This window comes from Betaproteobacteria bacterium (assembly GCA_016720855.1).
GTDB lineage: Bacteria > Pseudomonadota > Gammaproteobacteria > Burkholderiales > Usitatibacteraceae > FEB-7.
In genome coordinates this window covers 385,661-410,653 of sequence record JADKJU010000005.1, presented here as the reverse complement: position 1 = coordinate 410,653, position 24,993 = coordinate 385,661, and the positions used below count along the sequence as shown (strand labels likewise).

General features: G+C 61.2%; 25 protein-coding genes and 1 pseudogene. 20 read left to right on the top strand and 6 right to left on the bottom strand.

Translation table 11 applies throughout. The features are described 5' to 3' along the window. Window positions 1-15: 15 nt before the first annotated feature. The 3 genes from IPP91_19755 to IPP91_19745 all read right to left on the bottom strand — a co-directional run bounded on the left by IPP91_19755 (window position 16) and on the right by IPP91_19745 (window position 1,496). On the bottom strand, window positions 16-216 hold the full coding sequence (locus IPP91_19755) for a hypothetical protein (protein MBL0144273.1): 201 nt from the start codon (window positions 214-216) through the stop codon (window positions 16-18). 527 nt (window positions 217-743) lie between these two features. Continuing rightward, window positions 744-950, bottom strand: a complete 207-nt coding sequence (locus tag IPP91_19750) for a DUF2933 domain-containing protein (GenBank protein ID MBL0144272.1) — start codon at window positions 948-950, stop codon at window positions 744-746. Window positions 951-1,157: 207 nt separating this feature from the next. Beyond that, window positions 1,158-1,496 carry a copper-binding protein gene (locus tag IPP91_19745; protein ID MBL0144271.1) on the bottom strand — a complete coding sequence of 113 codons (339 nt, stop codon included), beginning with the start codon at window positions 1,494-1,496 and terminating at the stop codon, window positions 1,158-1,160. Window positions 1,497-2,004: 508 nt separating this feature from the next. Between IPP91_19745 and IPP91_19740 the strand changes: the two genes are divergently transcribed. The 9 genes and pseudogenes from IPP91_19740 (at window position 2,005) to IPP91_19700 (ending at window position 12,115) form a co-directional block, all read left to right on the top strand. Then, a complete protein-coding gene (locus tag IPP91_19740; protein ID MBL0144270.1) occupies window positions 2,005-2,394 on the top strand; it encodes a hypothetical protein in 390 nt (129 codons plus the stop codon). Between the two features lie 111 nt (window positions 2,395-2,505). Continuing rightward, window positions 2,506-3,777, top strand: coding sequence for a TolC family protein (locus tag IPP91_19735; GenBank protein ID MBL0144269.1), 1,272 nt, complete (start codon window positions 2,506-2,508; stop codon window positions 3,775-3,777). Then, window positions 3,774-5,357, top strand: coding sequence for an efflux RND transporter periplasmic adaptor subunit (locus IPP91_19730; protein MBL0144268.1), 1,584 nt, complete (start codon window positions 3,774-3,776; stop codon window positions 5,355-5,357). The genes IPP91_19735 and IPP91_19730 overlap by 4 nt, the downstream gene beginning before the upstream one ends. 74 nt (window positions 5,358-5,431) lie before the next feature. Beyond that, window positions 5,432-8,564, top strand: a pseudogene (locus IPP91_19725) (efflux RND transporter permease subunit). Next, window positions 8,561-8,992, top strand: a complete 432-nt coding sequence (locus IPP91_19720) for a DUF411 domain-containing protein (protein ID MBL0144267.1) — start codon at window positions 8,561-8,563, stop codon at window positions 8,990-8,992. Before IPP91_19725 ends, IPP91_19720 begins: the two are co-directional and overlap by 4 nt. Before the next feature lie 192 nt (window positions 8,993-9,184). Beyond that, window positions 9,185-10,060 (top strand): patatin-like phospholipase family protein, encoded by an 876-nt coding sequence (locus tag IPP91_19715; GenBank protein ID MBL0144266.1) that lies wholly within the window; start codon window positions 9,185-9,187, stop codon window positions 10,058-10,060. A 57-nt stretch (window positions 10,061-10,117) separates the two neighbouring features. Further along, on the top strand, window positions 10,118-10,549 hold the full coding sequence (locus IPP91_19710) for a disulfide bond formation protein B (GenBank protein MBL0144265.1): 432 nt from the start codon (window positions 10,118-10,120) through the stop codon (window positions 10,547-10,549). A gap of 47 nt (window positions 10,550-10,596) precedes the next feature. After that, window positions 10,597-11,283, top strand: a complete 687-nt coding sequence (locus IPP91_19705; protein MBL0144264.1) for a thioredoxin domain-containing protein — start codon at window positions 10,597-10,599, stop codon at window positions 11,281-11,283. Window positions 11,284-11,332: 49 nt separating this feature from the next. Then, on the top strand, window positions 11,333-12,115 hold the full coding sequence (locus IPP91_19700) for a thioredoxin domain-containing protein (protein ID MBL0144263.1): 783 nt from the start codon (window positions 11,333-11,335) through the stop codon (window positions 12,113-12,115). Between the two features lie 615 nt (window positions 12,116-12,730). Here IPP91_19700 and IPP91_19695 read toward each other — a convergent pair. From IPP91_19695 to IPP91_19685, 3 genes are all read right to left on the bottom strand, one after another. Next, window positions 12,731-13,048: a CopK family periplasmic copper-binding protein gene (locus IPP91_19695; protein MBL0144262.1), complete on the bottom strand. Its 318-nt coding sequence runs from the start codon at window positions 13,046-13,048 to the stop codon at window positions 12,731-12,733. Between the two features lie 127 nt (window positions 13,049-13,175). After that, window positions 13,176-14,585 carry a heavy metal sensor histidine kinase gene (locus IPP91_19690; GenBank protein MBL0144261.1) on the bottom strand — a complete coding sequence of 470 codons (1,410 nt, stop codon included), beginning with the start codon at window positions 14,583-14,585 and terminating at the stop codon, window positions 13,176-13,178. After that, a complete protein-coding gene (locus tag IPP91_19685; GenBank protein ID MBL0144260.1) occupies window positions 14,585-15,265 on the bottom strand; it encodes a heavy metal response regulator transcription factor in 681 nt (226 codons plus the stop codon). Before IPP91_19685 ends, IPP91_19690 begins: the two co-directional genes overlap by 1 nt. A 289-nt stretch (window positions 15,266-15,554) precedes the next feature. On the opposite strand from IPP91_19685, the gene IPP91_19680 reads away from it, so the two are divergent. From IPP91_19680 to IPP91_19630, 11 genes are all read left to right on the top strand, one after another. After that, entirely contained in the window at window positions 15,555-15,797 is a 243-nt protein-coding gene (locus tag IPP91_19680; GenBank protein MBL0144259.1) for a hypothetical protein, read from the top strand. 3 nt (window positions 15,798-15,800) lie between these two features. Then, window positions 15,801-17,225, top strand: a complete 1,425-nt coding sequence (locus tag IPP91_19675) for a TolC family protein (GenBank protein MBL0144258.1) — start codon at window positions 15,801-15,803, stop codon at window positions 17,223-17,225. A gap of 16 nt (window positions 17,226-17,241) precedes the next feature. Next, the gene (locus IPP91_19670; GenBank protein MBL0144257.1) at window positions 17,242-18,651 is read left to right on the top strand and encodes a multicopper oxidase domain-containing protein; all 1,410 of its coding nucleotides are present in this window, start codon (window positions 17,242-17,244) and stop codon (window positions 18,649-18,651) included. Window positions 18,652-18,676: 25 nt separating this feature from the next. After that, window positions 18,677-19,183 (top strand): cupredoxin family protein, encoded by a 507-nt coding sequence (locus IPP91_19665; GenBank protein ID MBL0144256.1) that lies wholly within the window; start codon window positions 18,677-18,679, stop codon window positions 19,181-19,183. 43 nt (window positions 19,184-19,226) lie between these two features. Continuing rightward, window positions 19,227-19,568, top strand: a complete 342-nt coding sequence (locus tag IPP91_19660; protein MBL0144255.1) for a copper-binding protein — start codon at window positions 19,227-19,229, stop codon at window positions 19,566-19,568. Window positions 19,569-19,586: 18 nt separating this feature from the next. Continuing rightward, window positions 19,587-20,129 carry a hypothetical protein gene (locus tag IPP91_19655; protein ID MBL0144254.1) on the top strand — a complete coding sequence of 181 codons (543 nt, stop codon included), beginning with the start codon at window positions 19,587-19,589 and terminating at the stop codon, window positions 20,127-20,129. A gap of 118 nt (window positions 20,130-20,247) precedes the next feature. After that, window positions 20,248-20,853, top strand: a complete 606-nt coding sequence (locus IPP91_19650; protein MBL0144253.1) for a class I SAM-dependent methyltransferase — start codon at window positions 20,248-20,250, stop codon at window positions 20,851-20,853. A gap of 101 nt (window positions 20,854-20,954) precedes the next feature. Next, entirely contained in the window at window positions 20,955-21,419 is a 465-nt protein-coding gene (locus IPP91_19645) for a hypothetical protein (GenBank protein ID MBL0144252.1), read from the top strand. Then, complete coding sequence (locus tag IPP91_19640) at window positions 21,409-23,781, top strand: heavy metal translocating P-type ATPase (GenBank protein MBL0144251.1); 2,373 nt, start codon at window positions 21,409-21,411, stop codon at window positions 23,779-23,781. The genes IPP91_19645 and IPP91_19640 overlap by 11 nt, the downstream gene beginning before the upstream one ends. A 273-nt stretch (window positions 23,782-24,054) precedes the next feature. After that, entirely contained in the window at window positions 24,055-24,306 is a 252-nt protein-coding gene (locus IPP91_19635; GenBank protein MBL0144250.1) for a heavy-metal-associated domain-containing protein, read from the top strand. Between the two features lie 291 nt (window positions 24,307-24,597). Then, on the top strand, window positions 24,598-24,894 hold the full coding sequence (locus IPP91_19630) for a hypothetical protein (GenBank protein ID MBL0144249.1): 297 nt from the start codon (window positions 24,598-24,600) through the stop codon (window positions 24,892-24,894). The last annotated feature ends 99 nt before the right edge of the window (window positions 24,895-24,993 follow it).

Here is a 24,993-nt window from a genome sequence, read left to right as displayed (position 1 = left end):
TTCTCTCGTCTGCGGTCACTTGTCCTTCTTGGCCACGGCCCACGCGACAATGCCGGCAACCAGGATCACGACGAGGAGCGGCACCCACATCCCGCCGTATCCCCCCATCCAGCCGTAACCGCTGCCACCGTCCATCATGGTTTCGCTCTGCGCCACTACTACACCGCTCGCCAACAACGACAACGTACCGACCGAAATGGTCTTGATGATCTTCATGGGTTCTCATCAGTAAAGCAGTGAAAACCAGGGCCGCCGTGGACAAAGTCGAAACGACGACACTGCATCCTGCTCCTTGCGACTGGCAGAATGGTACGCAGATGTGGTGGTAGTGTCGGTGCGGTAACAGACACTGTCTGTAATGGTCTATTCCGGAAGACTCCGGCAGACGGTCACATCGTGACGCGATCGAGCCGTAATGCGTTTGCGACCACGGAGAACAGACTTTGGGCCAGCGCTGCCCCGGCGAAGACGGGCGAGGGCATGAGGCTAGACATTGGGTAGAAGATACCTGCGGCAATGGGGATACCGAGCGCGTTGCAGCCGCATGCACATGCGAGGTATTGCCGAGCGTTGCGCATCGTGGTCCGCGATAGAACGGCCGCGCGTGCTCCGCAGAAATGTCAATGCCGCATGCAGGAGCCCTCATCGTGGCACCCAAACTAGTGGGCCGTGCGTTTGGCGGCGTCTGTAGAGGCTAATGAGCAGAGTGACTGCCCATTGCAAGACGCCAGCCTGCAGGCTCGTTACTTGTGTCCGGAATGGGGACTTGCAGGGCTCGGGGTCGTCGGCATGTGGTTTTGCCCCGCATGTCCATGCTTACCGTGCATGAACACGTGCAGCAAGGGGCAGGCAAGAAGCAGCATATAGGGCCATTTCCCCGCGACATGTTCCCAGTGCTCCCGCAGCATGAAGAACAATAGAATGAAAGCCAGCATGACGCAGGCCACCATCCAGGGACGCGCCGACCTTTGGTGAGCATCCGAATGATCGTGACCTGCGGGCGACATTGAAGTCATAGCGAAAGCCTCGCTTGGTTGCGCCAACCACATGGCGTCCGGGGGAAACCGTAACTATCGAGCTGCGACTGGTCCGTGACAGTTGAAGAGCTAGGCGGTGGTCTCACGGCAAACCACAAACGATTCAGTCAATACAGCGCACTAGTTCGCCTTCTCGATCGCGGTAACCATCATGGCGCCACTTCCGGTCTGCTGGACAAAAAACGTGACCTTCGCACCTGGTGTCAACGTGTCGAGAAGGGCACGCTCCTTCACCGGAAAGGTCATCGTCATGGGTGGCATTCCGATGTTCTTGATCTCGCCATGCTTCAACGTGATTTTGCCGGCGTCCTTATCGATCTTCTGCACCACGCCATCAGTGGCCGTGGGCTCGTTAGCGTGGGAGCTGGAAGTTGGTGGCGTGGCGTGATGGTGGTGTTGCGCAAGCGCGGTGCCCGACGCGAGAAGGGAAGCCAGGAGAGGAACGGCGAACCTGATCATGAAGCACTCCTAATTGGTTGGGGAGAGACTGGTGCAAGCATTAAGCGACGACAATGCGGCGGATCGCATTTCTAGTGTGAAAACAAACCGGGACGGTAAGCACGCTTGTAATGCGATGTGAGTAGTCCGCATGATGATCCCGTCACTCTGTCCACCGTCTGACGCAAACATTACAAAGACGACATAAATCATGTGTCGTGAGTCGCGCGACGATGCCAGCGTTGTCGCCTCTTTCACATAACACGGCGGTTGCGCGCGATGTGGTGATGTCCCCGTATCTTCATTGTCCGCGAGATGGCCGAGTGTCGTCGCGACTGCTTCCAATGTCTTTGCGCGGCATGTGAACCGATAGAGGGTGCCGGACGATCGTCAGGGCGAGGTGATGTTGAGTGACTGGAGACCTGAAGATCACACCTAGCTGACTATAAAGTTACAACTCTGTCATGTTCATCGGAGTTTGCGTTCCCTCAAGAGACTTTGCGAGCTGCTATCGGCATACTTCGCCACCATGAAACGACGACATCGCGCCCTGGCCGCCATATGTGCAATTGTCGCGATCGCGTTCGCGCAATTGGCGGTATCGGCACATGCCTGCGGTACGGTGACGCAGACGGTTGCCTCCAACGCCATAGCAAAGCACTCCTGCTGCGATGAAGCACATGGCTCCGATGGTCAGTTAAATGACGCCAATGTCTGCCTTGACCATTGCCACAATGATCCAGGGTTCTCGTCTGAAGGGGGGCACCCCCCCAACTCGGCCCTGGTTGGCAATAGTCCGCCCCGTGGCATTGAGGTGTCCGACGCCGCCGATACGACTGACCTGGATGTATCGAACGGCTTTGGGCCGCTACCGCAAGCGACGTCGCTTGCTATCTTGTACGGCGTCCTGCGCATCTGATTGACCGAAAGCACTGATCGCCCTCGATGCCCGAGGCCGATAGCTTTCGTCTATGGAGGAGTCATGGTTTTGAACCAATTGATCCGCAGTGAGCGGAGCCCCCGCCGAGCTATGCCAATTGCGCTCGTTGTGAGTGCCTGCTTGGGATTTCCCTTTCTAATGTCCACTCAGGTTTTGGCGCAGACAACGCATCCCGGGCGCAATGTCGAGAGCCTGCTCGATCTCGCTCGAGAAAGAAACCCGGAGTTCGCGTCCATGCGGTTCGAGGCCGCCGCGGCCCGCGAAAAGCCCGAATCCGCGGGCGCGCTTCCGGATCCGACCTTCCGCGTCGAATTGATGGACATCACCAACGCGGGCATGGATGCTCCCCCGAGTCTCAATCCCTCGAAAATCGGCGGCACCAAATACACAGTCATGCAGATGTTGCCGTGGTTCGGCAAGCGTGACGCAATGCGTGAAGTGGCGGAGGCCGAAGCCCAAGTGGCATCGACGAGAGTGGATGCCACCTGGCTAGAGCTTTCCATGCGTATCAAGGCGGCCTTCGCTCAGTACTACCTTGCCTTTGAGAACGAGAAACTCACGCGGGAGGTTCTCGATCTGATGGCTCGCCTAGAGAGAGTTGCCCAAGCGCGTTATGCCGGAGGACTTGCGGCTCAGCAGGATGCAATTCGAGCCCAAGTGGAGCAGACCACCATGCGGACGGATTTGGTAATGATCGAGGCGGAGAAGCGTAGGCTGGCTGCGCGCCTCAATGCGCTTGCTGCCCGACCGGCTTCCGCGCCCCTTGCCTCGCCAGAGCGGATCCGACCTCTGCCACCGCCCGTGCGTCTCGTGGCGGCGGATCTTGAGGGGCGTGCACGGCTGCGCAATCCCATCATTGCCACGGAAGCGGCACGTGCTCGATCTGCGGGAAAGATGGTTGAACTTACGGATCTCAATCGCTACCCCGATTTCACCGTCGGTATCTCGCCGACGCAGATGGGAAGGAAGATCGGGGAGTGGGAGCTCATGTTCGAGGTCAGCATCCCCCTCCAGCAGGACAGTCGCCGCGCCAAGGAGCGCGAGGCACGCACCATGCTCGATGCAGCCAATGCAAAGCGTGAAGCCGCCGCGTTCAGTGTGCATGGGGAGCTGGCGGAGAGCCTTGCCGGGCTCGAAGCCGCGCGCAGTACGGAGGTACTGGCAGCAACCAGTCTCCTCCCACAGGCGGAACTCACTTTTCAGTCGGCACTTGCCGGCTATGAGAACGGCAAGGTCGACTTTGCCACCCTGCTCGATGCGCAGCGCCAGATCCTGCGCGCCAAGCAGGAGCGGCTCAAGGCACAGGCGGAGGCGCAGATGCGCCTCGCGGACATCGAACGCATCGTGGGAGAAGAACTATGAAAAGCGGCATTGCGGCACTTGTAGGTGTTGTGGCGGTCGCGGCGGCAACTGGAGGGTACTTCTTTGGAAATCGCCAAGGTGCGACGCATTCCGCCGCGGCGCCAGCGTCGAGTACATCTACCGGCGGAGACGTCAAGAAGGAGAGGAAGCTCCTCTACTACCGCAATCCCATGGGCTTGCCGGACACCTCGCCTGTGCCCAAGAAGGACTCCATGGGCATGGACTACATCGCGGTATACGAAGGCGAGGAACCGGCGTCGTCCGGGTCGGAGCTCAAGATCTCCACGGATCGGTTGCAGAAGCTCGGCGTACGTACGCAAGCCGCGGAATTGCGCGCCATCGACCGCATCGTGAAGGCGGCCGGCCGTGTAGAAGTCGACGAGCGGCTCCTCGCGACAATCGCGCCCAAGTTCGAGGGGTACGTCGAGCGGCTGCACGTGAACACGACGGGGCAGCCCGTCTCCAAGGGGCAGCCTCTCTTCGAGGTCTACAGTCCTGAACTCGTAGCCGCCCAGCGAGAGTACGCCATCGCGGCGCAAGGCAAGAAGTCACTGAAGGACGCGGGTGCGGAAAGCCGCTCCGGCATGGCGCAGCTCGCGGAGTCGAGCCTCACGAGGCTGCGCAACTGGGACGTCTCGGAGGAGCAGATCGAGGCCCTAGAGAAGTCCGGCGAAGCAAAGCGGACCGTCACGTTTCGCTCCCCTGCGACGGGGATCGTGATGGAGAAGAAGGCCGTCTCCGGCATGCGCTTCATGCCAGGCGAAATGCTCTACCAAGTGGCGGAGCTTTCGCGAATCTGGGTGCTCGCCGACGTGAGCGAACAGGACATCGGACTGGTGACGAGCGGGCGAAAGGCGCAGGTGCGCATCAATGCGTATCCGGACAAGTGGTTTGAGGGCGTAATCACGTATGTCTATCCGACCCTCAAGGCAGAGACGCGAACCGTACCGGTCCGCTTGGAGCTTGCCAATCCCGGGGGGCTCCTCAAGCCCGGCATGTACGCCCAGGTCGAGCTCTCCTCCGGCAACGCCGCAAAGGTGGTTGCCGTACCGGTATCGGCTGTCATCGACTCCGGTGTCCGAAAGGTTGTCCTTGTACAGCCGGGAGAAGGCCGCTTCGAGCCACGCGAGGTCCAGCTCGGAGCGCGCAGTGCGGACTGGGTTGAGGTGAAGGGCGGAATCGCCGCGGGCGAGATTGTCGTTGTATCCGCGAACTTCCTCATCGACGCGGAAAGCAATCTTCGGGCTTCACTTGGGGGTATGGGCTCGGTGTCGAAGTCCGCTGACGGCACGAGGGCATTGAGCCATCAGGCTGCCGGTACGGTTGACGCGCTGGGACCGAACGAAACCGTTACGGTGTCACACGAACCGATCGCGAGCCTGAAGTGGCCTGCAATGACAATGGACTTTGCATTCGCTAACGCCGCGTTGGCGGGAAGTGTGAAGCCTGGAACGCGGATCGAGTTCGAGTTCGTAGAGCGCAAGCCCGGCGAGTTCGTCATCACGAGCGTGAAGTCCGCCTCCGGCGCTGCCAAGGCCAAGGACTCCCCCGCACCGGCCGACAGCCACAAGGGGCATTGATCGTGACTGACAAAGTAACCGGTAACGTGAAGGAGCCCGAGGACCGCGCGGGGGGTGGCGTCCTTGGCGGCCTCATCGAGTGGTCGGCGAACAACGGGTTCCTCGTCCTGCTCGCGAGCCTCGCGGTGACGCTGGCCGGCATTCTCGCTGTTGTGCGAACGCCACTGGACGCCCTCCCCGATCTCTCCGACGTCCAGGTGATCGTCTACACGGAGGTGCCCGGCCAGGCGCCACAGGTGGTTGAGGACCAGGTGACCTATCCGCTCACGACGGCCATGCTGTCGGTGCCCAAGTCGAAGGTGGTGCGCGGCTTCTCATTCTTCGGCGCCTCTTTTGTCTACGTGATATTCGAGGACGGCACCGATCTCTACTGGGCACGCTCGCGCGTTCTGGAGTACCTCAACTTCGTTTCGAGCAAGCTGCCGAGCGGGGTAACGCCACAACTTGGGCCTGATGCGACGAGTGTCGGGTGGGTGTACCAGTACGCGGTGATGGGCAAGAACCGCACGCTTGCCGAGCTGCGCACGATCCAGGACTGGTTCCTGCGCTACCAGCTCACGAAGGCCTCGGGTGTCTCGGAAGTCGCCTCGGTCGGCGGCTTCGTGCAGCAGTACCACGTGATCGTCGATCCGGTGAAGCTGCGCAGCTACGGCGTGCCCCTGATGAAAGTGTCCCAGGTCATCCGCGATTCGAACCGCGACGTCGGCGGGCGCGTGATAGAGATGGCCGAGGCCGAGTACATGGTCCGCGGCCGCGGTTACCTACGGGGTAAGGCGGACATCGAGGAGTTGGTTGTCAAAGCGGAGAAGGGAACGCCTGTGCTCGTTCGTGACGTGGCTCGCGTGGAGCTTGGGCCCGACGAGCGTCGCGGGCTCGCGGAACTCAACGGCGACGGCGAGATCGTGCAGGGCATCGTCGTGGCCCGCTTCGGTCAGAACGCGCTGGAAGTGATTCATAACGTCAAGGCCAAGATCGAGGAGATCAAGAGCGGCCTGCCAGAGGGGGTCACGCTGCAAACGGTATATGACCGATCGGATCTCATTCACCGTGCCATCGACACATTGAAGACCACACTTCTCGAGGAAAGCGTGATCGTGGCGCTGGTCTGCATGGTGTTTCTGCTACACGTTCGCAGTGCTCTTGTGGCAATCGTCATGCTGCCCATAGGCGTCCTGATTGCCTTTCTCTGCATGCGCGCTCTCGGCATCAACTCGAACATCATGAGCCTTGGCGGCATTGCCATCGCCATCGGTGCGATGATCGACGCTGCGATCGTGATGATCGAGAACGCCCACAAGCACATCGAGCGACTCAAGCCCGGCGAGTCGCGCGCGCAGGCGATGGTCGATGCGTGCAAAGAAGTGGGGCCCGCGCTCTTCTTCTCGCTCCTCATCATCACCGTGTCGTTCCTTCCGGTGTTTACGCTGGAGGCCGAGGAGGGTCGCATGTTCGCGCCGCTCGCGTTCACGAAGACCTTTGCGATGGCCGGGGCCGCGTTTCTCTCCGTGACTCTAGTCCCGGTGCTCATGGGGCTCTTTATCCGGGGCCGAATCCTTCCTGAGGCGAGGAACCCGGTAAACCGCATCCTCATTGCGCTCTATCGGCCTGTCATCGCATGGGTGATGCGCTGGAAGAAGACGACAATTCTGATTGCGGCAGTCGTACTTGGTGTGACCGCCCTCCCGGCCTCGAAGCTGGGGACGGAATTCATGCCCACGCTCAACGAGGGCACGATTCTCTATATGCCTGCGTCCCTTCCGGCCATGTCGGTCACGAAGGCGGGCGAGCTCCTGCAGATTCAGGACCGGATCCTCAAGAGCTTCCCGGAAGTGGCGAGCGTGGCTGGAAAGGCCGGACGCGCGCTAACCGCTACGGATCCTGCGCCGCTTGAGATGTTCGAGACGGTTGTGAACCTGAAACCGGAAAGCGAATGGCGTCCTGGCATGACGATGGACAAGCTTATTGCCGAGATGGATAAGGCGATGCAGTTCCCCGGGGTGTCCAACGCCTGGACGATGCCGATCCGTGCGCGTATCGACATGCTCGCAACCGGCATCCGCACCCCGATCGGCATCAAGGTGTTCGGCAAGGAACTGGGCGAGATGGAGCGCATCGCGAGGGACATCGAGCGGGTTGTCAAAGAAGTTCCTGGCACGACCAGTGCCTACGCCGGAGCGCCTGACGGGTGGCTACTACCTGGACATCGAGCCGGATCGCGCGGCGCTCGCCCGCTACGGGCTCGCCGTGGGCGAGTTGCAGGACGTGATCCTTACCGCCCTGGGCGGCGAGATGGTGACCCTCACCGTGGAAGGTCGCGAGCGCTTCGGGGTGATTGTGCGCTACCCCCGCGAACTGAGGTCTGACCCACAAGCCATCGCCACGAACGTCCTAGTTCCAACGATGGCGGAAGCCGGGCAGGCACCCGCGATGGTGCCCCTTGGCCAGGTTGCGCGAGTGAAGGTGACGAAGGGTGCGCCTGGTATCCGTACCGAGAATGCACTGCTATCGGCCTACATCTACGTGGATCTTCGCGGCCGTGACATTGGCGGCTACGTGACAGATGCGCGCAAGGCAGTCGCAGAGAAGGTTGCTCTTCCGCCGGGCTACTTCATCGCCTGGAGCGGGCAGTTCGAGTACATGGAGCGGGCTATCGCCAAGCTCAAGATAGTCGTGCCGTTAACGCTCTTCGCGATCATGGTGCTTCTGTACCTGAACTTCCGGCGCATGACGGAGACGCTCATTGTGATGCTCTCCGTGCCGTTCGCGCTTGTGGGTGGTGTCTGGCTGATTTGGTGGCTCGGCTACAACGTGAGCGTGGCGGTGGCCGTCGGATTCATTGCGTTGGCAGGCGTGGCCGCCGAAACCGGCGTCGTGATGCTCATTTACCTTGAACATGCTTGGGAGCGTATCCGCAAGGAACGCACTCAGCCAACTGCAAGCGATCTTTATGAAGCCGTGATGGAAGGTGCCGTTGAGCGGGTACGTCCCAAGATGATGACGGTCGTGGCGATTATGGCGGGGTTGCTGCCAATCATGTGGAGCACCGGTACCGGCTCCGAAGTCATGCGGCGCATCGCCGCTCCCATGGTGGGGGGGATGATCTCCTCGACCATTCTTACTCTCGCGGTCATCCCTGCGATCTACGCGTTGGTCAAGGGCCGCGGTCTTGTCCCGAAAGCGCTTATCCAACCAGGAGAGTCAAAGTGAAGACTGGAACACTGTTGTTCACTGCCTTGTTGTCTATCTCAGAGGTGTCGCTCGCCGCATCGCCGATTGTGCATATCTACAAGCGTGAGCAATGTGGATGCTGCGACCTGTGGGCGGCCCATCTCGAACAGCACGGCCTGAAGACGCGAGCCAACGTGGTTGATGAGGTAAGCATGATTCGCGGCAGCACTGGGATCCCCGAGGCCTTGAGTAGCTGCCATGTCGCCACCATTGGTGAATACGCCATCGAAGGACATGTCCCGGCCTCCGCAATCAAGCGTTTGCTTAAGGAGAAGCCGAAGGCGGTGGGCCTCGCGGTGGCCGGAATGCCAGCGGGCTCGCCTGGCATGGAGGCTGCCGGAAAGGTCCCCTATTCGGTGCTCCTAGTTCTCGAGGATGGATCTACGCGTGTCTTCAGTCGCCACTAGCGAGAAGACAATCTAAGAGAGATGGCTTCCCGGCTCCCTTTCGGGTTCATCGCGATACGCGCTCGCCGTGCATTCGCGTTGGTAGCTATCGTGACATCCGGAGTGATACTTACAGGGTGCATGGCTTTGGGACACATGCTTGTCCTTCCTGCCGCAGCGGCGGCTGCAGGGTACATGCCGCACCCAGAACCGATGGAGCGCGCGAATGCGCCTGGAACGCGAGCAAATGCGCGGGCACTGGAAGGTAGTCCTCGTGTTGCTCTGGTACTAGGGAGCGGATCACTGCGCGGATATGCGCATGTCGGTGTCCTCGCAGCAATCGAAGAGGCGGGCATTCGCCCATCACTCATCGTCGGCAGCAGCGCCGGTAGCATCGTTGGTGCACTTTGGGCCTCAGGGATGACCGCCTCCGACATTGGGCATGCGTCCCAGGAACTGGACTGGGTTCTCCTGATGCCCAGTGGGATACCACACCGCGGCTTGGTGGGAGGGGAAGGCCTGGAAGACTTCGTACGCCGCCATCAGGGCGGGCGGGAACTTGACGCGCTGCCAGTGCCGTTCGCCGCCGTGGCTACCGACGTAATGACGGGTGAAGCCGTCGTGCTTGACCAGGGCGATACCGCAATTGCTGTGAGAGCCTCCAGCAGCATTCCCGTAGTGTTCGAGCCAGTACGCGCTCGTGGCCGTTTGCTTGCGGACGGCAGTCTTTCGGCACCCACGCCGGTGCGAGTTGCCAGAGGACTCGGCGCCGACATTGTTATCGCCGTCAACGTCGCATGGTCTCCCGAGAAGGCCTCGCTGCGGACGCCTATGGACATGCTCTTCCAGTCGATGCAGATCATGGCGCATAACCTTAACCGGGCTCAACTGGCCGAAGCGGACGTCGTGATCGCACCAAATATCCGTAGCGTTGGAAATGTTGGTCCTGAGAGCCGCACCACTTTGATTGCCATTGGGACGTCAGCAGGTCGAGCATCCATTCCATTGATACGGGATGCTATTCAAGCGTGGACTACGCGAGCCCAAGTGACGGCAGAACACGATCGAAGTGGTCAGCGAAAGGAGTAGAGGTGCCGTGGCATTGCGGTCATTGCGAGGTGCACTTCAAGTGAAAGTACGCCGGTCGTGAGCGATCAGAGACGCAATGTGGGCTGGCCCCTGGTGTTTGCGAGCTGGACCATTGCGAGCGTGTCTACCCTTGGTGCCTTGTTCTTCAGCGAGGTCATGCAGCTGCCACCCTGCGTCCTATGCTGGTATCAGCGCATCTTCATGTTTCCGCTCGTCGTGGTTCTGGCGGTGGGACTTTTTCCATTTAGCGGAGATGTGTTCCGATTTGCCATACCCCTAGGAATTGGTGGGTGGCTTGTGGCTCTCTTTCACGTACTTCTCGTTGCAGGTGTGATTCCAGAAGCCATCAGGCCCTGCAGTCAAGGTGTTCCCTGCTCAGAGGTACAGCTTCAGTGGCTGGGCTTCCTCAATATCCCTGTGTTGTCGCTTCTCGCATTTTCAACCATGAATGCATTACTGATTACGGCCTACGTTCGGAGCAAGCCATGAGCGGAAAGAGCAAGCACCAGGTGTCCTCCTCGGTAGCGTCCGCGGAAATGCCCCCCGAAGTACGAAGCAGCAAGCGCACCGTCATCTTTGCTGCCGCGATCGCCGTCATAATGATTGTGTTCATTGCTGCTTCCCTTGTTTATAAGAATCAGAAAGAGAAGGCATTGCAGCAAACGGCGGCAATGAATCAAGCGCTTCTCGCAAGCGAGCATGCACCCTCCCTGGGCAAGCCGGACGCAAAAGTTCACCTCGTGGAATTTCTCGACCCGGCGTGTGAGACGTGCGCGGCGTTCTATCCCCACGTGAAAAAACTAATGGCAGCCAATCCCGACCGGATACGCCTATCAATGCGACATATTCCTCTTCACCAAGGATCAGAGCATGTGGTCAGGATTCTGGAGGCGACTCGCAGTCAGGGAAGGTACTGGGAAACACTGGAGGCTGTGCTTACCGCGCAAGGGCAGTGGACCATGAACCACCGCGTCTACCCAGAAAAGGTCTGGCCGGCCTTGGAGGCACTGGGTCTGGATCTGGAGCGAGTCCGGCGGGAAATGAACTCACCGGAGATTGCTCAGCGCATGGACAAGGATGCTGCCGATGCGCGGGCTCTCGGCGTAACCAAGACGCCAGAGTATTTTGCTAATGGCCAGCCGATGCCGCGCTTTGGCCTTGAGGAGCTTCAGGATCTGGTGAGGAAGGAGCTGCGAAAGGCGTACGGCGCGGATGTGCGGTAGCCCCGAAATGAAGCACACACCATCGGAACGAGTTAGGTAGGGGAATGGCATGAGCCGCAAGCGCAAAAAGCAAGGGCATCACAAGGCTCTGAACATATCCCAGGCGTCGGTTGAGGCCGATGTCGTACGTGAAGCAGAAGCTGATCCAGACGCGAGCGATGCTACTCCGTCGCCGTCCAGTGGAGTAAGCCTCAAGTGGCTCGTGGCTGGCACAGGCGTGCTGCTCATCGCTATATTCGTTGCGGTCATCGTCTATTACGATAGCGGAGCGCAGCAGTTCACGAACGAAGCCGTTGCGAGAAACCGGAAAGTCCTCGCGAGCGATGTGGCACCATCACGCGGCAATGTGCAGGCGAAGGTGCATATCGTTGAGTTCCTCGATCCAGCGTGTTCCACGTGTGCAATATTCTATCCGCATGTTAAGCGGATGATGGCCGTGCACCCCGACTCCATCCGTCTTTCGATTCGCTACGCAACGTTTCACCAAGGATCCGAAGACCTCGTGAGGATTGTCGAGGCAGCGCGCAGTCAGGACAAATACTGGCAAGCGCTGGAAATGGTTCTGGATACCCAGGAGCGATGGCTTGTTGACCGAAAGGTTGTGCCGGAAAAGGTCTGGCCTGCGCTTGAGGGAGCAGGCCTCGATCTGGAGCGTATTAAACGCGAGATGAATTCGCCGGAGATAAGCCAGCGCCTAGAAGATGATGCGGCGGTGGCAAAGACGGTCGGTGTGACCAGAACCCCACAGTTTTTTGTCAATGGCCACCCGTTGCCGCGACTGGTGGTGAAGGAGTTGCAGGAGTTGGTGAAAAGGGAACTGAAGAGGTCCTGATTGCCGCGGAAGCCTTATCGGAGACGTAGCTCTGACACAAACGTCTGATCCAACACTAAGCGCTGTCCCTCGCGCACGTCTACTTCCTCGAAGCGATAGCTATCCGGCGGAAATACTGAGGTATTGCCACGAAGGCGCACGAAGCGGAGGGAACCACCCTGGCCGTCCAAAGCGAATGTAGCCGAACTGCCGCGCCCTAATGCGGACAGGCTATGAAGGCCGGGCGTAAGCTCGACTCGCGCGAAAGAATGGGGGATTGTGTCGAAAGACTCTTGTCCGTCAATAACGAGGGGTACCCGACCGAACGCGTCAGGCCTGTCGTTGCGTATGACATAGAGGGTGATTGCCTCGCTACGCGGCGAGAAGGTCAACGCAGCTTTCGCGGACGCGGCACCGGGAATGGGTCGTGTGGTACAAACAAAGCGGTGGTTGGACGATTTGAAGCAGTACCTGCCGTCTTCCTCTACCTTGCGCATCGGGCTGGAAGTGCATCCCAATGTCATGAGTGACATTGAGAGCTGTGCGACGAGTGCCACGACTAGAATTTGAGGCACGGAAACTCTGCTGGCAAGATCGGTGCAGATGCAGCACCTGAACCGATCCGCTCAGCCTCGATCAACGCGACGGCCGCAGCGTTCCGTATAGTCGCAGTTGCTTCCAATTGGCGTCTTCCTTCATCACGATGGTGTCGCCATCCTTGGTTTCCATGATAACGCCGTCCTTCATGTTCAGCCGCTGGCCCTCGGCCGTAAACATCCGCATCCAGCCATTCTTTGCTACGGACAGCGTCGTACCGTCCTTGAGAATGAAGGTGCCAGGAGTGGGCTGTTCAAGCCTTGCGGCACTTGCGGGGAGTGCCACCATTGCAGTGGCGAGTACTCCAGCTAGTAGCACTGAGAGGCGGAGAATCTTCGTTGGTTGAGTGGCGTTCATGGTCTGTCTCCTTTGATGTACGCGTTTGTACATCGCCATGGTGCGCCAAGGTGCCTTTCAGTCGACTGACACCAACATTACATCGGTGAGAACTTCAGTGGGCATGGGAGTCTGTAGCAGACACGAGCTAAGAACCCGGGCGAGTCCTTGCCGGCAGCGTCATTTCAAAGCGGGTAATGCCATGGTCAGACGAGACCGACATCGCACCGCCATGTGCTGTCACGATTGACTTTGTTATGGCGAGTCCGAGACCCACGCCACCGCGGCTGCGCTGGCGTGCCGGGTCCACCCGGTAGAACCGATCAAACAGCCGGGGAAGGTGTTCGGATGGGATCGACGGGCCAGGATTTTCAACGGCGAGTGTGATCACATCCGCAGTCGTGCTGGTCAATGAAACTGTGATCTGGCCACCAGGCGCCGTATGGGCCACCGCGTTTGAGAGCAGGTTGCTTATTGCCCTACGCAACATTAACCGGTCACCGTGGACCACTCCGCTGCCTTGACGCGCCAGCGTGACGCCGCGCTCTTCCACAAAAGCGTCGTAGAACTCGAAGAGTTCCTGAACTTCAGTGGCGAGATCGATGATCTCTATCGTGGGGACGACCTGTCCATGGTCGGCTTTGGCGAGGAAGAGCATGTCGGAAACAGTGCGCGCAAGGCGATCGCACTCCTCAAGTCCTGAATAAAGCGTCTCCCTGTAATCCTCCTCGGACCGCGACTTGGAGAGCGCGACTTCAGATTGCATCATCATGTTGCTGAGCGGAGTCTTGAATTCATGTGCAAGATCAGAGGAGAAGTCCGAAAGACGCCGAAAGGAGTCCTCGAGGCGACTGAGCATGTCGTTGAAGGCAAGTGCAAGAGCGGTCAACTCAACCGGCAAGGTGTCGACCTGCAGGCGATCATGAAGGCGACTCGCACTGATGTTTCTTGCAACCGCTGTCAAGTCGCTTATGGGCCTCAGTCCGCGGCGTGCGGCGATCCAGCCGAGAACCCCTGTCAGCAGCGCGCTTAGCGCAATCGTGAGCCAGAGACTGTGCTTGAAGGTGTCCAGAAAGGCGATGTGGTGATTGATGCTTACTGCGACGGCAACATTCGCCCTGGGCATACCAGCGAACGCCGTAGGCACGGATGCCATGGTTCCCCGGAAATAGTGATCGCCGTGGCGCCATGTGGCAATGGATGGAGGTGATTGTTGATCCTCGGCCAGGCGCAGAGGAAAGTCCGCGTCCGGAAAAGAGACATTGGGCGATGCGTAGAGCAGGGCTCCGTCTGGAGAGGAGAGTCGTACGCCCAGGTGAGGGTGGCCAATCAGTGCATCGTCCATGCGGCCAGGCATTGCGGCAAACTCGTCGACTGTTTCAATTTTGGCGAGCGTGTGACGCACGAGCGCGACCTTGCCTAGAAGTTCGTCCCGATCGATTTCCAAAAAATGCATCTGCACTGATCGGGACACGAGGTAGCCAAGTGCCACGAGAACTACTGTCGATGCAATCCAGAATAGCAGTGTGAGACGTAAGGTGAGGGAACGCAGTCGCATCAGTCGGGACCCGGAGTTTCGAGGACATATCCCATGCCGCGGACAGTGTTGATGAGTTTGACCTTGTAGCCGTCGTCGATCTTGGCTCGGAGCCGTCGAACTGCCACCTCGATTACGTTGGTGTCGCTATCGAAGTTCATGTCCCAAACCTGGGAGGCGATGAGCGAGCGGGGAAGTACCTCATCGTGGCGGCGCATCAAGAGCTCCAGGAGGAGGAACTCCTTGGCGGTAAGGTCGATGCGTTTCCCGGCCCGATGGACGCGCCGGCGGAGTAGGTCCAGCTCTATGTCGGCCACCCGAAGCACCTCGGGTTCTGATACCCGACCCCGGCGAAGTAGGGTACGTACCCTTGCCAGGAGTTCGGCAAAGGCAAATGGTTTCACTAAGTAGTCATCGGCACCCTGTTCAAGCCCTTTGACGCGATCCTCGACCTGTCCCTTTGCCGTCAGGAAAAGGACTGGCATCGACCGACCTTCTTCCCGCATGGCGCGCAGAACTCCCCAGCCGTCCAAGCCTGGCAGCATGACATCGAGAATGACGAGGTCGTAGCTTTCGGTCCGGGCCTGGTGAAGTCCGTCGACGCCATTGCGAGCGAGGTCAACGACGAAGCCCGCTTCCGTGAGACCTTGCTGCAGGTAGTTGCCGGTCTTGAGCTCGTCTTCTACAACTAGAATTTTCATTGACGTTCCCGAAGCGTGTCTGCAAGGGCTGCCATTGTGCGTCTGGCACTGGTCAGGGAAACTGTCATTACAGCATTGTAATTTTGGCGTAAGGAGGATGTAGGCTTCACGTCGTCACCATTCGTCCCGCACGCCGCTTTTTCCCCCCCCAAAAAAAGAATACCCGCTCAATGCAAAGTGCGAGCCGCCAATGAGAGAGCAGACAGCTACATTCATGATAGGCCTAGCTTTAATTATTTCTCCCGTGATGGCCAAGGACTCGAAAGAGAGTGCGGTATCGAATGAACCGTTGAATGCCAATGTTGACATCCAGCCGTTGCGCTACGAAACGCCCTTCGTGAACTACCGCTCTTACCAGGGGATTCCGGTGGCTTCGTGGCGGGAGGCGAATGACGAGGTGGGGCGCATCGGAGGCTGGAAGGTCTATGCGCGCGAAGCCTACGAAGCGACCAACCAGCCTGCATCGACCACCTCGGGGAAGAGCGTGCCCGTTGGTGCGCCCAAGAACCCGGGCGAAGCCAAGGCGAAATAGGCGATGAACGGGACATTACAGGGGTTGCAAGGACGCGCCTCCGTCTTCGTGGGTGCCATGATCCTGGGCGGGTGTGCCACGTTCACGCCCGACGGCGGCTTTGGGTCAGTCGAACAGGAGGTGAGGCAACGAATCGGCAAGGACGCGATCTGGCCACGAACCGACGCCGAACGTGAGGCGCTCGAATCTCGAGTAGCGACACTGCTCAGCAAGCGGCCTCTGTCGGCCGACGATGCGGTACAGGTGGCCATTCTGAACAATCGCGACCTGCGCGCGGCATTCGCCGAATTGGGCATAGCCGAAGCCGACCTGGTGCAGGCTGGGCGGCTGCCGAATCCGCACTTCTCGATGTTTCGTGCCAAGCTGGGTCACGACTACAAAATCGAACAGGCGCTCACCTTCAACGTGCTTTCGCTCGTGACCGCCCCGCTTGCGTTCGAGGTCGAGAAGCGCCGGTTCGCGCGGGCGCAGCAAAGTGTTGCTGTCGAAGTGCTGCGTCTCGCTTCCGAGACGCGCAAGGCCTGGATTGCCGCGGTCGCTTCGGAGGAGACCGTGCGCTACATGCGCCAGGTGTTGCGCGCGGCGGACGCGAGCGCCGAACTCGCGAGGCGGATGGAGCAAGCCGGAAACTGGAGCAGGCTCGCGCGTGCGAGAGAACACGGTTTCTACGCGGATGCCGCGCTTTACCTGGCGCGCGCGGAGCACGCGCAGAGCGCCGCCCGGGAACGCCTGACGCGACTGATGGGATTGTGGGGCGGGCAGGCCGGCTACGAGTTGCCGGAGCGCCTTCCCGACCTTCCGGGCACCGCCTCCGAGCGCCCGGACATCGAGCGCCAGGCCATCGCGCAGCGTCTCGACATACGGGCCGCCATCCTCGAGACAGAGGCCGTGGCTCGCAACCTCGACCTCACCGAGACGACCCGGTTCATCAATGTGCTCGAGTTAGGGCCCGCCCGCGTTCTCGAAGGCGAAAAGTCGGATCCGTACAAGAAGGGCTACGAAATCGCACTCGAACTACCGCTCTTCGATTGGGGGACGGCCCGCGTGGCCAAGGCCGAGGCAATCTACTGGCAGGCCCTCGACCGCGCCGCGCAGACCGCCATCAACGCGCGCTCGGAAGTGCGGGAGGCCTACCGCAGTTACCGGCTCACCCACGACATCGCTAAGCACTACCGCGACGAAATCGTGCCGCTCAGGAAGCGCATCGCCGAGGAGAACCTGCTGCGCTACAACGGCATGCTGATCGGCGTGTTCGACCTGCTGTCCGACACGCGCTCGCAGATACTTAGCGTGACCGGCTATGTCGAGGCACTGCGCGACTTCTGGGCGGCGGACGCCGACCTGCAAATGGCGATGATCGGCCGGGTGGAAGGTACCTTGGGGCCGAAGACGCTGCTTACCCAACCTGAAGCGGCCGCGGGCCACTGACCGAGAGGATTCGACCATGGTTACGCGACGCGACTTCTTCCGGGGCGCCGGAGTTGCAGGGGCGACCCTTGCAGCCTCCGCGGTTAGCCGGGTGTCACTTGCCGCCCTGCCGGAGCCGGTGACGATGGACAAGGCCGACACGCAGCCGCCGCTCTTGCCGCCCAACGGGCGTCCCTACAACCCGGTGGTGACACTGAACGGCTGGACGTTGCCGTGGCGGATGAACAAGGGCGTGAAGGAATTCCACCTCGTCGCCGAGCCGGTGGTTCGCGAGATCGCACCCGGCATGAAGGCGCACCTGTGGGGCTACAACGGCCAGAGTCCGGGGCCGACGATCGAGGTGGTGGAGGGCGACCGCGTGCGCCTCTTCGTCACCAACCGCTTGCCGGAGCACACTACCATCCACTGGCACGGCCAGCGCATCCCCAACGGCATGGACGGGGTCGGAGGGCTCAACCAGAAACAGATCCCCGTGGGCAAGACCTACGTCTACGAGTTCGTCGCGCGGCGTCCCGGCACTTTCATGTACCACCCGCACGCCGACGAGATGACGCAGATGGCCATGGGCATGATGGGCTTCTGGGTCACGCATCCGAAAGGGCAGCACCCGCTCATCGATCCCGTCGATCGCGACTTCTGCTTCCTGCTCAACGCCTTCGACATCGATCCGGGCAGCTACACGCCGAAGGTCAACACCATGCTCGACTTCAACCTCTGGATGTGGAACAGCCGCTCCTTCCCCGGCATCGACTCGCTCAACGTGCGCCTGAACGACAAGGTGCGCATCCGCATCGGCAACCTCACAATGACCAACCACCCCATCCACCTGCACGGCCACGAGTTCCTGGTGACCGGCACCGACGGCGGGCCGACGCCGGTCTCGACCCGCTGGTACGAGGTGACGACCGATGTCGCGGTGGGGCAGATGCGCCAGATCGAACTGCTGGCGGACGAGGAGGGGGACTGGGCCTTCCACTGCCACAAGTCGCACCACACGATGAATGCCATGGGCCACGACGTTCCGACGATGATCGGCGTGGACCATCGCGGGCTCGCGAAGCAGATCACCTCTCTCATTCCGGAATACATGGTAATGGGAGAGCGCGGCATGGCCGACATGGGAGAGATGGAAATGCCCCTGCCCGACAACACGCTGCCGATGATGACTGGCACAGGCCCCTACGGCCCGGTGGAGATGGGCGGCATGTTCACCGTGTTCAAGGTGCGCCGCGAGCAGAAGCCCGGCGACTACAAGGATCCCGGCTGGTACAAGCAGCCTCCCGGCACGCAGGCGTACGAATGGACGGGACCGTTGGCGGAGCCCGCGCGGTTCAGGTCCGAGGGCGGGCAGTCGATGCCGCTCGCGACGAAGTCCCCAGGCGCCGAATTCCAGGTGCGCAAACCCAAGGACCATTCCGGCCATTGATCGGCCCAGACAAGGAGAAACAACAGTGAACCGTCTTGCACTCAACGCCGTACTTGCTGCGGTGCTTGTCGCGACCGCGCCCGCAGCCCTTGCCCACGGCGACAAGCACGACGACAAGAAGTCTTCGAAAGCCCAAGCGATCTCGACCGAGGAGCATTCCTTCGGCCGGCAGGGGGATCCGAAGAAGGTATCGCGCACGGTGACGGTCGACATGAGCGACGCGATGCGCTTCAGCCCGTCGGAAGTGCGCGTGAGAGAGGGCGAGACCATCCGCTTCGTGGCGAAGAACGGCGGCAAGGTCATGCACGAGATGGTGCTCGGCAACCTTGCGGAGCTGAAGGCCCACGGCGAGATGATGAAGAAATTCCCGAACATGGAGCACGACGCGCCTTACATGGCACACGTGCCGCCGGGCACGAAGCAGGAAATCGTGTGGACGTTCACAAAGGCCGGCGAGTTCCACTACGGATGCCTGCTTCCCGGCCATCTCGAGGCCGGGATGATCGGCAAGGTCATCGTTGCCGGGAAATGAAGCCCGACTGCCCCGTTCCCACAATGACAACAGGAGCCACGCCATGAAACGCCTCGCCACTGCACTCCTTCCCCTTGGTCTTCTCGCGATCGGAGCCGCCCACGCGCAGACCGACGCGCACGCCGGCCACCACGCACAAATTGCCGCATCGCCGGCCGCCACCGCCCTGGCGGACGGCGAAGTGCGCAAGATCGACAAGGATGCCGGCAAGATCACGCTCAAGCACGGCCCGATCAAGAACCTCGACATGCCGCCGATGACCATGGTGTTCCAGGTCAAGGACCGCGCGTTCCTCGACATGGTGAAGACGGGCGACAAGGTCCGCTTCGCCGTCGAGGAGAAGTCGGGCGCCTATGTCGTGACCGCCATCGAGGCCGCGAAATAAGGCGCCCCGGGGACCTCGATGCGGCGATTCGGCGCCCGGATACGGTGGGCGCTGCCGTTGGCGATCCTGGCGGCGGGAATCGCCATGCGCGACTGCGTGATCATCGCCGCTGCCGGTCCGCTGGCGTTGTACGCATTTCTCGCGGGGATGGACGAAGAGGCTCCCATGGACGCGTTTCGCGCGGCCATTCGTAGCGCGCTAGCGGGGGTGGCGTCGATCCTGGCGGCAATTGCGCTTGCCGTCATGGTCCTGGCTGCCGTTCACGGGTACTGGCAGCCGATTCACGAGTGGTTGTACGCGGACGTCGGGCTCCTGGCCATCTCGTACGCGACATTTGTCCTATACGCCCGGGGTGAGGGCTACGCCACGCTTTCAGGTCGACAGTGGATGGTCAGGTGTGCCGCACTTGCGGCGGGAGCTGCGGTAGCGGCAATTACATGGAATGCCGAGTGGAGCGTCTGCGCACTTCCTCTCGCTATCGCGACGCTGATGGCGCTGGCGGGTTGGCGGTTGCTGCGCGAGGTCGCCTCGGAGTTCCTGGCAATCAGCCGGGAACGCTAGGGGGCGCCGGGATCTCCCAGCCGGAACGCGAAAGGGCAATGCGGTGGAAACGACAAAGAAGGCGAAGATCGTACCGGCGTTGGGCGTTGCGTGGCTGACGCCCCTCTATGACATCGTGATGGCGGCTACGATGAGGGAGAAGACGTTCAGGCCGGCACTCATCGAGGCTGCCGCCATTCGTTCCGGGCACGATGTCCTCGATCTGGCCTGCGGGACCGGCACTCTCGCGACCATGATCGGTACACGGGTTCGCGAAGTGAGGTTGCAGGGTTTCGATGCCGACACGCGGATCCTCGCGATCGCAGAACGCAAGTCGAAGGCGGCGGGCGTGGCCGTGCGCTTCGAGCAAGGCTATTCGAGCCGCCTCCCGTACCCCGATGGGAGCTTGGACCGCATTGTCTCGAGCCTCTTGTTTCACCACCTTTCCTTGACGGAAAAGCAGGAGACCGCAAGGGAAGCGTTGCGTGTACTGCGTCCCGGCGGCGAGCTGCACGTCGCGGACTGGGGACGCGCAGCGAACTGGCTCATGCGGGCGCTGTTCGTGCCGGTACAGTTGCTCGATGGGTTCGCGAATACCCGCGACAACGTCTCGGGCGGGCTGCCAGCGGTATTCGCGGACGCGGGCTTCGCGGATGTCCGGCAGACGCAGACTTTCGCGACCGTGTTCGGAACGCTCGCGCTCTACCGGGCCGTGAAGTTCCCGGACCCGAAGAGCGGCAAGTGACGCGACATGCGAGCGGATGGCCGCAATTGAGAACAGACCGAAATACCGAGAAGGCAGGCGTTGGTCCACGCAGTGCGGCCGCGATTGCAGGGCCGGGATTCATGGCCCGAGCAGGAATCTGGTCGGCGCTCGCGTTTGTCTCGAATCTGGTGTGGGAAATCGCGCACGTAAGGCTTTATACGATCTGGGCCGCGGCGGACGGACCGAGCGTCGCATGGGCAGTGCTGCATTGCTCCCTGGGCGACGTCCTGATCGCTCTCGCGATGTTCGCGCTGGCCGGCATCGTGCTTGGGCGCGCTGATTGGCCGGCGTCGCGCCCGTGGACAGGCGGCACAATTGCCGTCGTGGGCGCGCTGGCCTACACCGCGTGGAGCGAGTGGTACAACGTTTATCGCGCAGGCGCTTGGGGCTACACGACGAGCATGCCGATGTTCTTCGGCATCGGTCTTTCCCCGCTGCTCCAGTGGCTGATCCTGCCGCCGGCGATGGTGGCCGCCTATCGAGCGCTGGTACCGGTGCTGTTGGCCGGTTCGACAAGAAGACGAGGTAATGACGATGGCGACTGATCCCGTATGCGGCATGCAGGTCGACGAGGGCACGGCGGCAGGCAGCAGCGTGTTCGAGGACCGCAATTATTACTTCTGTTCCGCGGGTTGCAAGAAGAGATTCGAGGCCGCCCCGACCACGTACATTGGCGCGTCATCTGCCGGTGATGCGACGCCGACCGGACACGCACACCGCCGCGTTCGAGAGACGCCGGCAGTACCGGGTTCGGTCGGCGGGGAGCCTGCCGTCACGGGAGCGGCGCAGTCGGGAACAGCCTTCACCTGCCCAATGCACCCGGAAATCGTGCGCGACAGGTCGGGCGATTGCCCGATCTGCGGCATGGCACTGGTGCCGATCGCAGGCACGGGCGCGGGCCAGACCGACGATTCCGAGTTGCGCGACCTCACGAGGCGGCTGTGGATCGGTGTCGCGCTGTCGATCCCGCTCGTGGTGTTGGCGATGTCGCCGATGATCGGCTTCCATGACCTGTTCGGCCTCCAGCCACGGGCACGCGGCTGGATCGAGTTCGTGCTAGGCACGCCGGTCGTGCTGTGGGTGGGATGGCCGATCCTGCGCAAATTCTGGTTCTCACTCGTCCATCGCGCGCTCAACATGTACACGCTGATCGGGCTGGGGGTGGGACTCGCCTACCTGTTCAGTCTCGCCGCAGTGCTGGTGCCCGGCTGGTTTCCGGCGGAGTTCCGCGAGCACGACGGTGCCGTCGGCACCTATTTCGAGGCGGCGGCGGTGATCGTGACCCTGGTGATGCTGGGGGACGTCCTGCAGTTGCGGGCGATGGGGAAAACGGGCCGGGCGATCCAGCAATTGCTGGAACTCGCGCCCAACCTCGCGTGGCGGTTGCGCGACGATGGCACGGAGGAACAGGTACCGCTGGAGACCGTTACCGTCGGCGACCGGCTGCGCGTGAAGCCGGGCGAGAAGATTCCGGTCGACGGCTCGGTACTCGAGGGCACGAGTCGTGTGGACGAAGCCATGCTCACCGGCGAGCCCGTGCCGGTCGCCAAGGCGGCGGGCGACAAGGTCACCGGCGCAACCGTGAACGGCAACGGCTCCCTGGTGATGCGTGCGGAGCGCGTGGGCGCGGATACGCTGCTCGCTCGCATCGTTCACATGGTGGGAGAGGCGCAGCGCACGCGCGCACCGATCCAGAAGCTCGCCGACATCATCGCGGCCTGGTTCGTGCAGATCGTCGTGGCCATCGCCGTGTTGACGGCGCTCGTGTGGTGGTTCGTCGGTCCGGAGCCGAGATTCGCCTACGCGTTCCTGAATGCCATCGCCGTGCTGATCATCGCCTGCCCGTGCGCCGTCGGCCTCGCCACGCCCATCTCGATGACCGTCGCCATGGGTCAAGGCGCGCGCAGCGGCATCCTGTTCCGCAACGCCGAAGCGATCGAACGCATGCGTGACATTGACACGGTCGTGGTCGACAAGACCGGCACGCTTACGCTCGGCCATCCGGCGCTGACTGGCTTTGTAGCTGAGGGCATTCCGGAAGACGAAGCGCTCGCCCTGGTGGCAGGTGTGGAACAGCTTTCCGAGCATCCCATCGCGATGGCGATCGTGGCAGGCGCGAAGGCGCGTGGCCTGGTACCAGGAACGGCCACGGCGTTCGAGGCCGTGAACGGTCTCGGCGTGCTGGCCGAAGTCGACGGCAAGCGCTTGCTGGTCGGCAGCCGTGTCTTCCTCGCGCAATACAAGGTGGACACCGGCCGCTGGGAGGAACGCGCGAACGGCTGGCGTGCGGACGCCAAGACGGTGGTGTTTTACGCCATCGACGGCGCGGCAGCGGGGATTGCGGCGGTGGCCGATCCGATCAAGGAAGGCACCCCGGAAGCCATTGCGACCCTCAAGAAAGCCGGCGTTCGAATCGTCATGCTGACCGGCGATTCGCGCGGCACCGCAGAAGCGGTTGCCCGGCAACTCGGGATCGACGAGGCGCTTGCCGAAGTGCTCCCGGAGGACAAGGCCGGTCACGTGAAGCGCCTGCAGGTCGAAGGGCGCAAGGTGGCGATGGCCGGTGACGGCATCAACGATGCGCCGGCGCTCGCGCAGGCCGACGTGGGCATCGCCATGGGCACCGGCACCGATGTAGCGATGGAAAGCGCGGGCGTCACGCTGGTGAAGGGAGACTTGCGCGGCATCGCGCGCGCCGCCGTTCTGTCGCACGCCACGATGCGCAATATCCGCCAGAACCTCGTCTTCGCGTTCGGCTACAACGCGCTAGGTATCCCGGTTGCCGCGGGCGTTCTCTACCCGGTGTTCGGGCTGCTTCTCTCGCCCGTCTTCGCCGGCGCAGCGATGGCGCTGAGTTCGGTGTCCGTGGTAACCAATGCATTGCGGCTCAATCGCCTCAAGCTGTGAGGGGTGCTCAACAACGAAAGCCGCCAGAAGGCCTTCCCGTTCCAGCGCCCGTGAACAGGCGGGGTGGCATCGACATTTCAATCTTCACAGCCTCGCAAGGGAATACAGGAAACGCAATGTCTATGCGGCCCGAACAGAGTAGGCAGTGCCGTGATGACCAAGTACGTCGGCGCGAACTTGGTCATTTCTGCGCTCGTTGTGGGCAGGGACAGAACCGCGTCGAGGTGTACTCCCGGGTCAATGTCAATCGTTACCTTGAAAAGAGGCATGAACATGCAAACTGAACATCTGAGAATATCCGGTATGACTTGCGGTGGTTGCGTCAGCACAGTGACACATGCGTTGAAGGCGATTGCCGGAGTTGGTGACGTATACGTGTCGCTCACGGCGGGCGAAGCCACGGTGCAGTATAGCGAGAAGCTGACCTCGCCCGAGAAATTGAAATCGGCCGTGAAGGGCGCGGGCTATGGAGTGGATGTGGCCGCCGCTCACGGTCACATGGCCAAGGGTGGCTGCTGCAGGTGAAGCGACGATGGCCATCGTGGGGAAAGCGACAACCGCGACCTCGCTTCAGCGGGGCAAGCAGATGTTGGGTACGCTGGCGCACAGACGTTGGAAGCATTGCCGAATAGATTTGCTTCCAGCGGTGGGGCAAGCTGATGATGCGGTTACATGCCCGTCATCTCCGCGTAATCGAACCGTCATGTCCACGCGCGCAAACTTAGCTCTGGTGGCGCAACGCATTACCCGCGCCGTGCTGCAGCGAAGCACACGCGTCGGACAGGGCTTCGCTTCCAACCACGAAAGGACGATGCAATGAAACTTTTGAATGTACTTGCTGGCTCGATGGTCGCCGTGTCGCTGATGGCGGCGCCCGCGGTCTTTGCGGCGGAGCCGATGAAGAAACAGGACATGGGGATGATGAAGCACGACATGGACGCCTTCATGAAGGCCTGCGACATGGATCACGACGGCATGGTGTCCAAAGCCGAAATGATGAAGCACATGGAAAAGATGTTCGACAAGATGGACACCAAGAAGACGGGCAAGCTCGACAAGAAGCAGACGGAGGCCTTCCTAAAGGAATTCAACAAGGAGAGCTTCGGCGGCTGAACGTTCGCTGGGTCGTCTTTCCGGCAAGCGCACGGGATGGCTGGTCGAGGGCGAGATTGACCAGCCATCTGGGCGCGCCGTGACCGGCAAGCGGCTGGC